Origin of the sequence: Pseudomonas yamanorum (assembly GCF_900105735.1) — a bacterium.
In the GTDB taxonomy this organism is placed as follows: domain Bacteria; phylum Pseudomonadota; class Gammaproteobacteria; order Pseudomonadales; family Pseudomonadaceae; genus Aquipseudomonas; species Aquipseudomonas yamanorum.
Genome location: NZ_LT629793.1, coordinates 5,554,591 through 5,571,868, shown reverse-complemented (window position 1 = coordinate 5,571,868; position 17,278 = coordinate 5,554,591). Strand labels below are relative to the sequence as shown.

The following is a 17,278-nucleotide window of genomic DNA, read 5'->3' as shown; positions in this document are numbered from 1 at the left end:
ATCCCTGCTGTCTAGGATAGCCCGGTTAATCATCGGTTAATCAACACCACACATTGTGTGTCCCACTTGCTTCGAACTAAGGCTTGATCATGCGGCATCTGTTTATCTTTCTGCTGGTAGTGTTTGCTGGATTCGCCCAGGCCGCTCCGGGCAACAATCCATTCGAGACCAAACCCGACTTCCTTCCGGTGGGCAAAGCCTTCACCTTTACCTCCGAGCGTCTGGCCTCCGGCGAAACCCAGCTGTATTGGCAGATTGCCGACGGTTATTACCTGTACCAGCAGCGCATGAAATTCGATGGCCTGGCCGAAAAGCCGACACTGCCCCAAGGCGAAGCCCACAGCGACGAGTTCTTCGGCGAGCAGCAGGTGTATCGCCAGGGCCTGGAAGTGAAGATTCCCCCTGGCGCCACCGGCCAGGTCAAACTCGGCTGGCAAGGCTGCGCCGATGCCGGCCTGTGTTACCCGCCGCAATCAATCACCGTTGACCTGGGTGGCAACCCCGCCGTAGCCGCCACCGGCCAGGCTCAGGACCAAAGCCTGGCCAGCGGCCTGCAACAGCGCAGCTTGGGCTGGAGCCTGCTGGTCTTCTTCGGCCTGGGCCTGCTGCTGGCCTTTGCCCCGTGTTCCTTGCCAATGTTGCCGATTCTCGCCGGCCTTGTGGTAGGCAGCGGCGCCAGCCCACGGCGCGGCTTTGCCCTGGCCACCAGCTACGTGGTGTGCATGGCGTTGATCTATGCCGCCCTCGGTGTATTGGCCGCGCTACTCGGCGGCAACCTCGCCGCCCTGCTGCAAACTCCCTGGATCCTCGGCAGCTTCGCCGCGTTATTTGTGATCCTGGCCCTGCCGATGTTCGGCTTCTTTGAACTGCAACTGCCGGCCTTCCTGCGGGACCGCCTCGACAACGTCAGCCGCAACCAAAGCGGCGGCAGCCTGGTGGGTGCCGGCGTGCTCGGTGCCTTGTCCGGCTTGCTGGTGGGCCCGTGCATGACCGCGCCCCTGGCCGGCGCCCTGTTGTATATCGCCCAAAGCGGTAACGCCCTGCATGGCGGCCTGATCCTGTTTGCCATGGGCATCGGCATCGGCGTACCGCTGTTGCTGCTGGTGACCGTGGGCAATCGCTTCCTGCCCAAGCCTGGCACCTGGATGAACATCCTCAAGGGCATCTTCGGCTTCCTGTTCCTCGCCACCGCCGTGCTGATGATTCGCCCGGTGGTCGGTGAAACCCTGTGGCTCGGCTTGTGGGGTGTGCTCGCACTGGTCATGGCTTATTGCGGCTGGCGCCTGGCCCAGGACTTCGGGCGCACCGCCATGCTGTTCGGTGCCGGTTCGCTGGTGCTCGGCCTCTGGGGCAGCGTATTGGTGATCGGCGCGGCCGGCGGCAGCGACGACCTGTGGCAACCGCTGAAAGTCTACAGCGGCTCGCAGGTGGCCGGTGCCCCCAGCGCCCATGAGGCCTTCATGACCATCAACGACCCCGCCGTGCTGCAAAGCCAGCTCGACAGCGCCAAGGCCCAAGGCCAATGGGTGCTGGTGGACTACTACGCTGACTGGTGCGTGTCGTGCAAGATCATGGAAAAACAGGTGTTCGGCAAACCCGAAGTCATGGACGCCCTCAAGGATGTGCGCCTGCTGCGCCTCGACGTCACCGCCGACAACGCCGCCAGCCGCGAGCTGCTGGGCCGCTACAAAGTCCCCGGCCCGCCGAGCTTCGTCTGGATCGGCCCTGATGGTGAAGAGCGCCGCGCCCAGCGCATCACCGGCGAAGTCGACGCCGCCGCCTTCCTGCAACGCTGGACCCAAGCCCGGGAAGCCCTCTGATGCTGACACTGACCATCGGCACCTTCGCCATCGCCCTGAATCACTTGCTGCTGATCACGGCGTTGATCCTCGCCACCCTGGTGGGCTGGCGGGTGGCCAAGCGCGGCGGCGAGAACCCGGAGTCGGTGCTGTTCACCCTGTTTCTGGTGGGCATGCTCGCCGCACGCGTCAGCTTCGTACTGATGTACTGGTCGTATTACCAGAATGACCCGTTGCAAATCGTCGACCTGCGGGACGGCGGTTTTCTCGCCTGGCCCGGCGTTATCGCGCTGATCCTCGGCGCCCTGATCTACGGCTGGCGCCGCCCGCTGCTGCGCAAGCCCCTGAGCGCAGGCGTGATCACCGGCCTCGCGTTCTGGGCCCTGACCAGCCTGTCCCTGACCCTCTACGAAAAAGGCACGCACCTGCCGGACATCACCCTGCGCAACGCCAATGGCGAAACCGTGCAACTGGCCGACTACAAGGGCGGCCCGCTGGTGATCAATCTGTGGGCCACCTGGTGCCCGCCGTGCCGGCGCGAAATGCCGGTACTGGAAAGTGCCCAGCGCCAACGCCCGGACGTGACCTTCCTGTTCGTCAACCAGGCCGAAAGCATGCAAAGCGTCGCCACCTACCTGGCGACCCAGGGCCTGAACCTGGACAACGTGCTGTTCGACGCCAGCGGCCGCCTGGGTCAGGCCGTCGGCTCCATGGCCTTGCCCACCACCCTCTTCTATCAACCTGACGGTCGCCTGATCAACAGCCACCTGGGCGAATTGTCCCAGGCCAGCCTGGCCCGCGCCATGGAGCGCTTCGAGCCGACCACCGCTAAACCGGCCCAGCCGGCTACCACAAGGAATTCGCCATGCTCCGCCTCCGCCACCTGCTGACCCTTTTGCCCCTGACACTGGCTGCCACCCTCGTCCAGGCTGAAGATTGGCCGGCGCCGATCAAGAACATTGAAGCCAAGGGTGCCAAGATTATCGGCAAGTTCGATGCCCCCAGCGGCCTCACGGGTTATGCGGCGCAATACCAGAACCGTGGCATGGCGTTGTACCTGACTGCCGACGGTAAAAGTGTGATCGCCGGCAACCTGTACGACGCCGACGGCAATGACCTGAGCACTGCGCCCCTGGAAAAGCTGGTGTATGCGCCGATGGCCAAGGAGGTCTGGGCCAAGATGGAACACAGTAGCTGGATCCAGGATGGCAACAAGGATGCGCCGCGCATCGTCTATTTGTTCAGTGATCCGAACTGCCCGTACTGCAATATGTTCTGGGAGCAGGCGCGGCCATGGGTGAAGTCGGGCAAGGTGCAGCTGCGGCATATGATGGTGGGGATTATTCGTGAGGACAGCCCCGGCAAGTCGGCGGCGCTGTTTGCAGCCAAGGATCCGCAGCAGGCCCTTGAAACCCATGAGGCTGCCGGTAAGGGCAGCAAGCTGCAGCCGCTGGAGAAGATCCCGGCGGATATCCAGGCCAAGCTTGATTCGAACATGAAGCTGATGGATGAGCTGGAGTTGTCGGCCACGCCGGCGATTTTCTATCTGGATGACAAGGGTGGGTTGCAGCAACAGCAAGGGGCGCCTTCGCCGGATAAGCTGGTGAAGATTCTCGGGCCGAAATAGTCTCTGGCTGGGTGGGGGGCATATCCGTTATTTGGGTGATGGCGGGTATTGGTTCCGCTCTTACAGCGGGTCACTTTTGAAAAGAGCCCAAAAGTAACCAAAAGGCTCTTGCCCCACCACTCGGCACCTCGCCTAGGCTCGGAGTGCCCTCACTCCGGCTTTGGACCGTGGGCCGCCGTCATGGGCCATCCCTGGCCCAGGACGGCTAACCTGGCGTCCTGCCAGGTTACCCACGCTCCAAAGCCTCCGTTCGGCCAGCGTGGTTTAACGGGGCGCCTAAGATCAAAATCAAGATCAAAAGCCAGAGCACAGCGGCCTACCGGCCGGCTTGAGTGTTGAAAGCAAAAGCACAAGCCAAATCAAAAGCGGGCACGGTCAATGTGGGAGCTGGCTTGCCTGCGATGGCATCAACTGGGTGTACCTGATGCACCGAGGTGTCTGCATCGCAGGCAAGCCAGCTCCCACAGAAAAGCAGAGCTACATCCGCTTCAGATTTGGCTTTCGCTCTGGATCTTGCCTTTGCTTTTAACACTCAAGCCGGCCGGGAGGCCGCTGTGCTTTTGCTTTTGCTTTTGATCTTGATCTGACTGCCCCAATAAGCCCGAGGCCGAACGCAGGCAGTGCGGAGCGGGTAAACCGGCAGGACGCCGGTTTAGCCGCGCCGGGCCATGGATGGCCCGTCGCGGCGGCCCGCGGAGCAATGCCGGAGTGAGGGAACGCCGAGCCCCAGCGAGGCGCCGACAGGCGGGGCAGAGCCCTTTGCTTACTTTGGGCTGGGCCGGCATTCCGGCTTTTCCAAAGTGAGCCGCTGTAAGAGCGGAACCATAAGCCGCCGTTACCTAAACAACGGATATGTACGCAAACCAATGCGCCCTACAACCCCTCCAACTCCGCCATCAAATCACTCAACCGATCCACCTTCTCCGCACTGATCTCATTCGCCGCAAGCCCGTCGATATACCCCGCCAACTCCTCCACCGTGCTGCATTCGAACATCGCCCGCAACGGCACATCCCGCTGCAGTGTCTTCTGCACGCGCGAAGCAATCTGCGTGGCCAGCAACGAATGCCCGCCCAGCTCAAAGAAATTATCCTGCACACCCACGCGCTCAACTTTCAGCACCTCGGCCCAAATCCCGGCCAATGTCTGCTCCAGCTCATTACGCGGCGCCAGATAATCCTGGCTGTGCAACTGGCCAATCTCCAGCGCCGGCAAGGCCTTGCGATCCAGCTTGCCATTGGCATTCAGCGGCAAACGGTCGAGCCACAGCCAATGCAGCGGCACCATGTACTCCGGCAACTCGACCCGCAGGCGTTGCTTGATCCGATCAAGGCGCTCGCCGGGATTCAACTGCGCATCCGCCGCCACCAGGTAACCCACCAGATGCTTGCCGTTGACGCCCTCCTGCACCCCAACCGCCGCATCCCGCACCTCCGGTTGTTCATGCAGGCGCGCTTCGATTTCACCCAACTCAATCCGGTAACCGCGAATCTTCACCTGATGGTCGATACGCCCGACGTACTCCAACACACCATCGCTGCGCCGACGCGCCAGGTCGCCGGTGCGATACAGGCGCTCCCCCGCCGCGCCAAACGGATTCGGCACAAACACCTGGGCGGTGCGCAGCGGATCGCTGACATAACCACGGCCCACGCCGGTCCCCGCCACGCACAACTCGCCGACCGCACCTTGGGGCACCAACTCCAGCGCACCATCCAGCAAGTACAAACGGTTGTTGTCGGTCGGCGTACCAATCGGCAGATAAGTGCCGCGGGTCGACGCCAGGTCGACGCGGAAGAACGCCACGTCGTCCGAACATTCCGCCGGGCCATACGCGTTGACCAGGCCAATCTGCGGATAGCGCAACAACCACTGGTGCGCCAGCTCCGGCGGCATCGCTTCGCCGGTCGGCAGCATCCACCGCAAGCCATCCAGGCTCATGCGATCCTGGGCAAGCATGCCCTGGATCAGCGACGGCACGCTTTCCAACACGGTAATGCCCTGGGCCTGGACGTGAGCGAGCAAGCCTTGTGGATCATGGGCAATCGCATTCGGCACAATATCCACCCGCGCGCCGAACAGCGGCGCGGCGAGGAACTGCCACACCGAGATATCGAAACTTTGCGAGGCGGTTTGGGCGATCACATCATTCTCGGTCAGGTGCAGATAAGGCACCTTGCTCAACTGGTTATTGAGCATGCCACGCTGCTCCACCATCACGCCCTTGGGCAAGCCGGTAGAGCCGGAGGTGTAGATCACGTAGGCAAGGTTATCCGGCGTGCTGTAGATCTCCGGGTTGTCCTCTAAACCCACCAGTTGCTCCCAGACCAGCAGCTTCGGCCGCGAGCCACAGGCGAACTCTTCCAGCAACACCTGCGCCTGATCGCGGCACGCCTCGGTGCACACCAGCAGTGGCGTGCGGCTCAGGTCAATGATCCGGCTCAAGCGCTGCGTCGGCAGCCCCGGGTCCAACGGCAAATAACCGGCTCCGGCCTTGAAGCTGCCGATGATCATGCCCAGCAAATCCAGATTACGTTCGGCCAGCAACGCCACCGGTTGATCCGGCCCGACACCGGCTGCGATCAATGCATGGCCCAGGCGGTTGCTGCGCCGGTTCAGTTCGGCATAGCTCCATTGCTGATCCAGGCAACTGGCGGCAATCCGCTGTGGATGCTGCTGCACCTGGGCTTCGAACAGCTCAACGTAGCTGCGCTCCAACGGATACGCCTGTTCGCTCTGGTTGCAGCCTTCCACCAGGAACTCACGCTCCTGCTCGCCAATCAGCGGCAAGTCGGCCATGTCGCCATGGAAGCCCTGTACCAGCGCCAGCAGCAGGCGCTTGAATTCGCTGAGCATGCCTTGCACGGTGGTCTCATCAAAATAGCGCTGGTCGTAGGACAGGTGCAGGCCCAGGTCATCGCCCGGATAGCACACGGCAGTCAGCGGGAAGTTGGTGTGGGTCCGCCCGGAATCCGAGGTGGCATTCAGGCTTTGCGCACGGTCCAGCACCGAGACTTCTACCGGGGCGTTTTCGAACACAAACAGGCTGTCGAACAGCGGCTGGCCCTTGGGCAGTTCGCTGTTTTCCTGGATGGTCACCAGCGGCAGGTACTCGTACTCGCGCAACTGCATATTGCTGTCGAGCAGGCCGCTCAACCATTGGCGCACGCTGCACTGCTGATCGTCCTCCGGCAGCTTGACCCGCAAGGCGATGCTGTTGATAAACAGCCCGACGGTGCGCTGCATCTCGGGCATTTCCACCGGGCGCCCGGCCACGGTGACGCCGAACAGCACGTCGCGATCGCCACTCAAGCGTCGTAGCACCAGGGCCCACGCTGCCTGGGCGAAGGTGTTCACCGTCAGTTGATGGGCCTGGGCAAGCTCGCGCAATTGCGCGCCGTCGCGCACATCCAAGCGGGTGTAGCAGTCGCCCACCACCATGCCGCCGCTATGGCCGGCGTGTTCCCGCAGGAACGGCCGGTCACTCGGAATCGGCGTGGTGCGCTCAAACCCTTGCAGGTTCTGCTGCCACCACTGGCGCGCCTCGGCGAGGTTCTGGCGTTGCAGCCAGGCGATGTAGTCGCGATAACGCGGTGGCGTCGCCAATTGCGCGTCGCGGCCTTCGCCGAGGGCCGTGTAGATGTCGAAGAAATCGTTCATCAGCAGCGAGCGGCACCAGGCATCGATCAGGATGTGGTGGTTGCTCATCATGAACCAGTAGCGGGCTTCGCCCACGCGGATCAGTCGCAGGTGGAACGGCGCCTGGTTGAGCAGATCGAAGCCGGCCTCACGCTCGCTTTTCAGCAACGCTTGCAGACGCGGTTCCTGTTCGCTTTCCGGCTCCTGGCTCCAGTCGAGGTACTCGATCGGCGTGCTGCCGGGCTTGTGGATAACCTGCAGCATGTCTTCGCCGACGTTCCAGCAGAACGAGGCGCGCAAGGCTTCGTGACGGGCAATCACCGCCTGCCAGGCCTGGGCGAAACGCTCGGGGTCCAGGGCGCTGTTGATGCGGTAGCGGTCCTGCATGTAATACAGGCCGGTGCCCGGTTCCAGCAGGGTGTGCAGCAGCAAGCCTTCCTGCATCGGGGTCAGCGGGTACACGTCTTCGATGGCTTTGGCCGGCACCGGCAGCGCGTCCAGTTGCCCTTGGGTGAGGTGCGCCAGCGGGAAGTCCGACGGTGTGAGACCGCCCGCGTCTTCCTTGAGGCAATGCTCGATCAGGCTTTGCAGTTCCGCCAGGTAAGCGTCCGCCAGTTCAGCGATGGTCTGGCTGTCGTGACGTTCGCGGCTGAAGGTCCAGCGCAGCACCAGTTCACCGCCGTACACCTGGCTGTCGACGCTCAGCTCGTTGGGCAGCGGCGCGTCCAGGTCATGGGCGATCCCGGCGGATTCGTCCAGCGGGTGAAAGAGTGCGTCAGCGCCAAAGCTCTGGTCGAACTGGCCGAGGTAGTTGAAGGTAATACTGGCGCTCGGCAACGCGGCCATGGTCTGGCGGCACAGGTCGTCAGCCAGGTAGCGCAGCACGCCGTAACCCAACCCTTTGTGGGGCACGCCGCGCAGTTGTTCCTTGATCGCCTTGATCGAGGCGCCCTGCCCGGCGGCTTCTTCGATATGCAACGGGGTCAGGCGCAACGGGTAGGCGCTGGTGAACCAGCCGACGCTGCGGGTCAGGTCGATCTCGTCGAACAGGGTTTCGCGGCCGTGGCCTTCTAGCTGGATCAGGGCCGATGCGTGGCCACTCCATCGGCACAAGACTCGGGCCAGGGCGGTCAGCAGCAAGTCATTGACCTGGGTGCGGTAAGCACTCGGCGCCTGTTGCAACAGCTGGCGGGTACGCTCGGCATCCAGGCGCACGCTGACGGTATCGGCATCGCGATTGCGCAGCGAACCTTGCGGGCGATCCACCGGTAGTTCAACGCCAGGACCGGCCAACTGCTGCTGCCACACGTCCAGCTCTTCACGCAGGGATTCGCTGCCGGCATAGGCCTGCAAGCGTGCTGCCCAGTCGCGCAGGGCACTGGTCTTGGCGGGCAGGCTGACGGGTTGGCCGTCGTTCAACTGGCGATACACGGTCTGCAAATCTTCCAGCAATACGCGCCAGGAAACGCCGTCCACCACCAGGTGATGGATCGCGATCAGCAGCCGGCGCTGGCCTTGCGGGCCGTCCACCAGCAGCGCGCGCAACAGCGGGCCGTGGGCGAGGTTGAGGCTGCGTTGAGTGTCGGTGAACAGCGCGATGCACTGCTCCATATCCGCCACCTGGGCTTGCAACAGCAGGCCACCTTGCGGCACTGCCAGGTGTTCGGCGTGCCATTGGGCGTCGCGCTGGGTGAAGCTCAGGCGCAGGGCGTCGTGGTGTTCCAGCACTGCCAGCAACGCTTGTTCCAGGCGATGGGGTTCGAGGGCCTGAACCGGCTCCAACAGCAGCGCCTGGTTCCAGTGTTGGCGCTCGGGGATGTCGGTGTCGAAGAACCAGTGCTGGATCGGGGTCAGCCCGGATGCGCCGGTCAGCACGCCTTGTTCGGCGATAACCTGCTCGGTGCGGGTCGCCACGGCGGCCAGGGTCTGCACGGTCTGGTGCTGGAACAAGTCACGTGGGCTGAAATGAATCCCCGCCTGACGCGCGCGGCTGACCACCTGGATCGACAGAATCGAGTCGCCGCCCAGCTCAAAGAAGTTATCGTCGAGGCCCACCTGCTGCACGTTCAGTACCGCACACCAGATCGCCGCCAGGGTTTGCTCCAGTTCGTTGCGCGGCGCCACGTATTGCTGACGATTCGCCTCGGGATCCGGCTGCGGCAAGGCGCGGCGGTCGAGTTTGCCGTTGGCGGTCAGCGGCATGCTGTCGAGGACGATCAGGTGCGCGGGCACCATGTAGTCCGGCAGCTGCGCTTTCAAATGCGCCTTGAGGGATTCACGCAGTGCACCGTGTTCTTCGTCGCTGACCAGGTAGGCCACCATCTGTTTGCCGCTCGGGGAATCCAGCGCCAACACCACTGCCTCACGCACCGCCTCGTGTTCCAGCAGGCGGGTTTCAATTTCCCCCAGCTCGATGCGGAACCCGCGAATCTTCACTTGATGGTCAATACGGCCAAGGTACTCCACCAGGCCATCGGCACGCTGGCGCACCAGGTCGCCGGTGCGATACAGACGACCGCCGTTCGTGACAAACGGATCCGCGACAAACCGCTCCGCCGTCATCCCCGGACGCTGGTGATAACCCTGGGCCAGGCCGGCACCGCCGACGTACAACTCACCCGTCGCGCCTTGCGGCACCAGCGCCAGATCCGCATCCAGAATGTAGGCCACACGTGCGCCGATGATGCTGCCGATCGGCACGCTGCCAGCGCCCTCCTCCAGTGTTTCCGGGGCAAGACTGGCGAGTGGCATCACCACGGTTTCAGTCGGGCCATAGGCGTTGAAAAACAGCGCCGGCTTGAATGCCGCGCGAATACGCTGCAAGTGCTCGCCGGTCAGGGCTTCACCGCCGGTGATGCACATGCGCACCGGCAAGGTCTGGTGTTGCGTGGCCAGCCATTGCGCCAACTGGCTGCCGTAGCTCGGGGTGAAACCGAGGATGTTGATGCGGTGCTGACGAATCAGCCCACAGATTTCTTCCGCATCCCATTGGCCCTGGGCCCGCAACACCACCTGGGCACCACTGAGCAACGGCACCAGCAAGCGTTCGGTGGCGGCGTCGAAGTTGATGGAATAGAAGTGCAGCTCGCAGTCATCCGGGCGCATGCCGAAGCGTTCGATCACCGCCTGGCAATGCATGGCGATTTCACCGTGGGACACCACCACGCCCTTGGGCTTGCCGGTGGAGCCGGAGGTGTAGATCAGATAGGCCTGGTGTTGCGGCAGGCTGATGAAAGGCAATTCGCTGGCCGGGTAGCTGGCCAGGGTTGGCAGGTCATCTTCCAGGCACCAGCGACCGACGCTGGCGGGCAGCTCGCCCAGCGCGTCGAACATCGCAGCGTCGCTGAGCAACAGGCCGATGCCACTGTCTTCGATCATGTAGTGCAGGCGGTCCAGCGGGTATTCCGGGTCCAGCGGCACATAGGCGCAGCCGGCCTTGAGGATTGCCAGCAGGCCGACGACCATTTCCAGCGAACGCGGCAGCGCCAGGCCGACCCGCACCTGCGGGCCCACGCCGCGCTCGCGGAGCATCCAGGCCAGGCGATTGGCGCGACTGTCGAGTTCGCTGTAGCTCAAGGTTTGCCCGGCGAAGGTCAAGGCCGGGGCGTCGGGGCGGGCCAGGGCTTGCTCGCTGAACAGGTGGTGAATGCACTGATCAAGACGATGCTCGCCGGCCTCCATGCCAAGGCTGTCTTGCAACGAGCGCTGCTCGGCCGCTTCCAGCAGCGGCAACTCACTCAGGCGCTGTTGCGGATCGGCAAGCAAGGCTTCCAGCAGGTTTTGCCAATGGGCGGCCATGCGCGCAATGCGCGGCTCGTCGAACAGGTCGGTGCTGTAGGTCAGGCAGCAACCCAGGCGATGGTCGAGGTCGGTGACTTCCAAATTGAGATCGAACTTGGTGGCGCGGGCATCGTTGGCCAGGTACTCGACGGTCATCCCGGCCAGAGTGCGGCTTTGCTGGAACTCCCAGCGCTGCACGTTGCACATCACCTGGAACAGCGGGTTGTACGCGGCGCTGCGGGGCGGTTGCAGGGCTTCTACCAAGTGGTCGAACGGCAGGTCCTGATGGGACTGGCCTTCGATCACGGTGTGGCGCACCTGGTCGAACAATTCACCGACGCCCATCTGCCCGTTGAGCTGGCAGCGCAGCACCTGGGTGTTGAGGAACGCGCCGATCAGCCCTTCGCTTTCCGGACGAATCCGGTTGGCCACCGGCGCACCGATGCGCAGGTCGGTCTGGCCGCTGTAGCGGTAGAGCAATACCGCGAGGGTGGCGGTCATGGTCATGAACAGGGTCAGACCACGCTCGGCGTTGAAGGCCCGCACGCGGGCAGCCAGGTCATCGCTCAAGTCGAAACGGTACAGCTCGCCCTGGTGACTTTGCACCGGCGGCCGCGGACGGTCGCCCGGCAGTTCCAGCAGCGGGTGTTCCGTGCCCAATTGCGCGGTCCAGTAATCCAGTTGGCGCTGGCGCTCGCCGGATTCCAGCCACTGGCGCTGCCACACGCTGTAGTCGAGGTACTGCACCGGCAGCGGCGCCAGCGGCGATTCGCGGTCGTCGATAAAGGCTTCGTACAACGCACTGAGTTCACGGGCAAAGATGTCCATGGCCCAGCCTTCGGTGACGATATGGTGCAGGGTCAGCACCAGGTAATGTTCCTGCTCACCGGCCTTGACCAGGCAGGCGCGCAGCAGTGGACCGGTCTCCAGATTGAACGGCGTGTGGGCTTCATGATCGGCCAGTTGCTGCACACGCTGTTGCCGCTCGGCCTCACTGAACGCCGAGAAATCCTGCCAATCCATGCGCACGCCGGTTTGCGCCGCAACCTCCTGCTGCGCCACGCCATTGATGCTCGGGAAAGTCGTGCGCAGGGTTTCATGACGCATGATCAAGGCCTGCAACGCCGCCTCGAAACGCCCAACGTCCAGCACCCCGCGAAAGCGCGCCATGCCGCCGACGTTATACGCCGGGCTGTCGGGTTCCATCTGCCAGAGGAACCACATGCGCTGTTGGGAATAGGACAGCGGCACCGGTTGGCTGCGGTCGACCTTGCCGATCGCCAGCTGTTGGTTGCGCTGGCCGGAGGCCTGGATCAGGCGGACCTGCTCGGCGAAAGCCCCCAACTCGCTGGCTTCGAACAATGTGCGCAGCGGCAGCTCGACATCGCAGGCCTGGCGGGTGCGGGAGATGATTTGCGTGGCCAACAACGAATGGCCGCCCAGGGCGAAGAAGTCGTCCCGCAGGCCGATGCGTGGCAGGGCCAGGACTTCCCGCCAGATCGCGGCGATTTGCTGCTCCAGCGCTGTTTCAGGTTCGACGTGTTCACGCACTTGCCACACCGGTTCCGGCAAGGCACGGCGATCCAGTTTGCCGCTGGGGCTCAGGGGCATCGCGTCCAGGCGCATCAATTGCGCCGGGACCATGTACTCCGGCAGCTCAGCGGCCAGGGCGGTTTTGACGTCCTGCTCATCCAGCGGTTCGTTGGCGGTGTAGTAACCGATCAACTGCGCACCGGCGGCCGTTTCCCTCACCAGCACCACCGCTTGGGCGATGCCATCAAGGGCCAACAGACGCGCTTCGATTTCTTCAGGCTCGACACGGAAGCCCCGCAGTTTGACCTGCTGATCCAGGCGCCCGAGGTATTCCAGCACACCGTCGGCGCTCCAGCGCACGCGGTCACCGGTGCGATACAGGCGCGCGCCCGCCTCGCCCAATGGGTCGGCGACAAACCGTTCAGCGGTCAGCCCCGCCCGCCCGAGGTAACCCCGGGCCAGGCCGATACCGCCGATGCACAGCTCACCCGGCACACCCGCCGGCAGTGGGTTGAACTGATCATCCAGCACCCGGCAAATCACATTGCCCAGTGGCCGGCCAATCGGCGAACGTTCTCCATCCTCCGCCTGGCACTGCCAGTGCGTCACGTTGATCGCGGTTTCAGTCGGGCCGTAGCGGTTGTGCAACTGCACTGCCGGCAACTGCGCCAACACCCGGTTGCGCAACTCGGCAGGCAGCGCTTCACCGCCGGAGAACAGGCGACGCAGGCTGGTGCATTCGGCGGCCAACGGTTCGTCGACAAACAGCTGCAACAGCGGCGGCACAAAGTGCAGCGTGGTCACGCCGTGTTCCTGCACCAGCTGGGCAATGCGATGGGGGTCGCGGTGCTCGCCGGGGCCCGCCAGTACCAGGCGGCAACCGGTGATCAGCGGCCAGAAACACTCCCACACCGACACGTCGAAACTGATGGGCGCCTTTTGCATCAGCACATCGGTTTCATCCAGCTTGTAGGTAGCCTGCATCCACTGCAAACGCTCGGCCAGCGCGGCATGGGTGTTGCCCACGCCCTTGGGCTGGCCGGTGGAGCCGGAGGTGTAGATCACGTAGGCGAGGTTGTCGCCGTTCAGGTGCAGGCCCGGCGCGTGGGTCGGCCAGCTTTCCAGCTTGAGGCTGTCCATGGCGATGACGCAGACGCCTTCAGCCGTGGGCAATTGCTCCAGCAGCGAAGTCTGGGTCAACAGCAGTTGCACGCCGCTGTCCTTGAGCATGTAGGCCAGGCGCTCGGATGGGTAATCCGGATCCAGCGGCACATAGGCACCGCCGGCCTTGATGATTGCCAGCAGGCCGATCAGCAGTTGCGGCGAACGCTCGGCGGCGATGGCCACGCACACGTCCGGGCCGACGCCCTTGTCCCGCAGGTAATGAGCCAGGCGGTTGGCCTGGGTGTGCAGTTGGGCGAAGGTCAGGCTGCCGTCCTGCCACACCAGCGCGGTGCGTTCCGAAACCTGTTGGTTGAGTTGTTCCGGCAGCCAGCTCTGCGCCGGTGTGCAAGGCGCGGCACTCCACTGGCGTTGTTGGGTGTGTTCGTCGGCGTGCAGCAGCTTCAGGTCACCGATGGCCTGTTGCGGTTGCTCGCAAATGGCTTGCAGCAGGTTGATGAAGTGTTCGGTCAACCGCTCGATGGTGGCGGCGTCGAACAGTTCGTCGGCGTAGTCGAAGGACAGGCTCAGGCGGCCGTTGCGGTCTTCTTCAGTGTGCAGTTGCAGGTCGAACTTGGCTTCGCGGCTATGCCACGCCAACTCGTCGGCGAGCAGGCCCGGCAAGCGGCGCAAGGCACTGAGGTCGCGTTGCTGGTGGTTGAACATCACCTGGAACAGGCCCTGCTCCCGGGCTCGCGGGAAGGCTTCCAGCAGTTGCTCGAAGGGCAGGTCCTGATGGGCCTGGGCGCCAAAGGCAGCAGTTCGCGTTGCAGCGAGCAGATCGGCAAATGGCAGGCGTGCATCCAGTTCAGCGCGCAGTACGAGGGTGTTGATAAAGAACCCGATCAGGCCTTGGGTTTCCTGACGTGGACGATTCGCGTTGGGCACGCCGATGCGGATATCGCGCTGGCCGCTGTAGCGATAGAGCAGGCTTTGGAATGCCGCGAGCAGCAGCATGAACGGGGTGGATTCGTGGGTTTGGGCGGTCTTGCGAATGGCTTCGCTGAGGCTCGCGGTCACACGCACGCTGTGGCGTGAAGCACTGCGAATATGCTGCGCCGAGCGCGGGTGATCGGTGGCCAGGCTCAGGGTTGGGTGGTCGTCACCCAGTTGTTGTTTCCAGTAAGCCAGTTGCCGCTGGCCCTCGCCCTCGGCCAGCCACTGGCGCTGCCAGCTGCCGTAGTCAGCGTATTGCAGGGCCAGCGCCGGCAACTCCAGGGTTTGGCCTTGGGACGCCGCGGCGTACAGGCGGGAGAATTCGTCGATCAAAACGTTGAGCGACCAGCCGTCCGCGATGATGTGGTGCATCGTCACCAGCAGTTGGTGGTCTTCGTCCTCCAGGCGCACCAACGTCACCCACAGCAGTGGGCCTTTCTCCAGGTCGAACTGGGTGCGGGCTTCATCTTCGCGGATCTGGTTGGCCCGGGCTTCACGTTCGGCGGTGGGCAGGTCGCTGAGGTCGATGACTTGCAGCTCGAAATCAGCCTGGACGTCGACCCGCTGGAAGCCTTGGCCATCGCGTTCAAAGAAGCGCGTGCGCAGGGACTCGTGGCGCTGGATCAGTTGCTGGAAGGTTGCGCGCACCGCGTCTTCATCCAGCTCGCCGCGCAAACGCAGGGCGCCGGGGATAGTGTAGGCGCTGCTTTGCGGGTCCAGCTGCCAGGTGATCCACAGGCGGTTCTGCGCGAGGGATTGCGGCAGGTCTTCCTGGCGTGACAGCGCATGGATCGCGCCTTGGGCCACGCCGCCGTCCTGCTGCAATTGCGCGACGCTGGTGGCGAAGGCAGCCAGAGTGGGCGCTTCGAACAACAGGCGCAGGTTCAATTCCAGGCCGAGGGTTTCCCGCAGGCGAGCGACGACCTGTGTGGCGCTGATGGAGTTGCCCCCCAGCAGAAAGAAGTGATCGTCGGCGGCGACCTGTGCCACCTGCAATTGCTCGCACCAGATCGCGGCAATCTGACTTTGCAGTTCGGATTGCAGGGCTGCATCGCCGACCTGCGCTGGCACACCGGGGAACTGCGCATAACTGTCGAGGCTGCCATCTGCCAACCGCGTGCGACAGGCCGAACGCTGCACCTTGCCGCTGGAAGTTTTCGGCAAGCCACCGGGGTTGAGCAATACCACCACGCTCGGCGCTTCCTGGCAGGCCTCGGCCACTGCTTGGCGAATCGCCTTGATCAGCGCTTCAGGCGGCAGGATTTTCTGCACGCTGCGGCTGATTTCGGCGGCGATGCCGATGCCTTCCAGGCCCTGGTCATTCACCGCGAACGCCGCGACCCGACCCTTGCGCACCACTTCCACTTCGCGCTCGATGGCTTGCTCGATGTCCTGGGGATACAGGTTATGACCCCTCACGATCAGCAGGTCTTTCAGACGGCCAGTGATGAACACTTCACCTTCGCGGATAAACCCGAGGTCGCCGGTCCGCAGCCAGGTACGGCCTTCGTGCTGGACGAAGGTCTTGGCGGTGGCTTCAGGATTGCGCCAGTAGCCGTGGGCGATGCTCGGGCCAGTGGCCCAGATTTCACCGACGGCATTGTCGGGGAGCGTCGCCAGGGTGGCGGGGTCGGCAATCAGCACTGCGTGTTCGGGCTGGCTGGTGCCGCAACTCATGATCGCCGCACCCTGCCCGGGCTCGGCGCGGTTGGCGGCCAAAGCCTGTTCGTCCAGGCGCAGGGCCGGGATGCCCTGGCCACGGGTGCCGCCGGCAACGAACAAGGTGGCTTCCGCCAAGCCATAGGATGCGAAGAAGTTATTCGAGGTAAAACCGCAAGCGGCGAACTTCTCGGCAAAGCGTTCCAGGGTGTCGAGGCGGATCGGTTCTGAGCCGGAATACGCCACGCGCCACTTGCTCAGGTCCAGGCGATCCAATGCCGACTCGCTGACCCGCTCGCTGCACAAGCGGTAGGCGAAGTCCGGGCCGCCGCTGATGGTGCCGCCGTACTCGCTGATCGCTTCGAGCCAGCGCAGGGGCCGACCGAGGAAGTAAGCAGGCGACATCAACACGCACGGCACGCCACTGAAGATCGGTTGCAGCAGCCCGCCGATCAGCCCCATGTCGTGGTACAGCGGCAGCCAACTGACGATCACGTCGTCGGGGTTCAGGTCGATGCCGAAGCCCCGGCGGATCAGCAGCTCGTTGGCCACCAGGTTGCCGTGGGTGACTTGCACGCCCTTGGGCAACGCGGTGGAACCGGAGGTGTATTGCAGGAAGGCGATGTCATCGTCTTGCAAGTTGGGCGCGACCCAATGGCTCGCGATTTCGGCACTGAGGCTGTCGACGCACAGCAACTGCGGTGCACCTTCGAGTTGCAGCAACGAATCCCCGAGGCTGGAGGTAGTCAGCAGCAACCGCGGCTCGGCGTCCGCGATGATCGACAGCAGGCGCTCCTGATGATGACGGCGAGTGGACTCCGGCGGGTAAGCCGGTACTGCGATGACACCGGCATACAGGCAACCAAAGAACGCCGCGACATAATCCGGCCCACTGGGGAACAACAGCACCGCGCGATCGCCCAACACGGCGTTGGCCTGCAAGGCCGCGGCGATGGTGCGGGCGCGCAGGTCGAGGTCGCGGTAACTGAGGACGACACTCTGCTCGGCCGTCTCGGCGAGGAAACGCAACGCCAGTTGATCCGGGGTTTGCGCGGCGCGGCGTTGAAGGGACTGGACCAGGGTGCGGGGAAGTTCGAAGGCGTCCATCATGGGGTTCCTGCCTGAAATCGGCTAACTGGGAAAT

At 63.8% G+C, this 17,278-nt stretch carries 4 protein-coding genes; 3 read left to right on the top strand and 1 reads right to left on the bottom strand.

Annotated features, from left to right (window positions below; genetic code table 11):
- Positions 1–89 precede the first annotated feature (89 nt).
- Genes dsbD through dsbG form a run of 3 tightly spaced genes read left to right on the top strand, consistent with a single transcriptional unit; the run spans position 90 to position 3,426 of the window.
- On the top strand, positions 90–1,820 hold the full coding sequence (gene dsbD, locus BLU46_RS26290) for a protein-disulfide reductase DsbD (protein ID WP_063028364.1): 1,731 nt from the start codon (positions 90–92) through the stop codon (positions 1,818–1,820).
- Positions 1,820–2,689: a TlpA disulfide reductase family protein gene (locus BLU46_RS26285; RefSeq protein ID WP_063028362.1), complete on the top strand. Its 870-nt coding sequence runs from the start codon at positions 1,820–1,822 to the stop codon at positions 2,687–2,689. The genes dsbD and BLU46_RS26285 overlap by 1 nt, the downstream gene beginning before the upstream one ends.
- Positions 2,665–3,426, top strand: coding sequence for a thiol:disulfide interchange protein DsbG (gene dsbG, locus BLU46_RS26280; protein ID WP_093207721.1), 762 nt, complete (start codon positions 2,665–2,667; stop codon positions 3,424–3,426). The genes BLU46_RS26285 and dsbG overlap by 25 nt, the downstream gene beginning before the upstream one ends.
- A gap of 873 nt (positions 3,427–4,299) precedes the next feature.
- On the opposite strand, the gene BLU46_RS26265 is transcribed toward dsbG, so the two are convergent.
- A complete protein-coding gene (locus tag BLU46_RS26265) occupies positions 4,300–17,244 on the bottom strand; it encodes a non-ribosomal peptide synthetase (RefSeq protein ID WP_093207718.1) in 12,945 nt (4,314 codons plus the stop codon).
- Between the last annotated feature and the right edge of the window lie 34 nt (positions 17,245–17,278).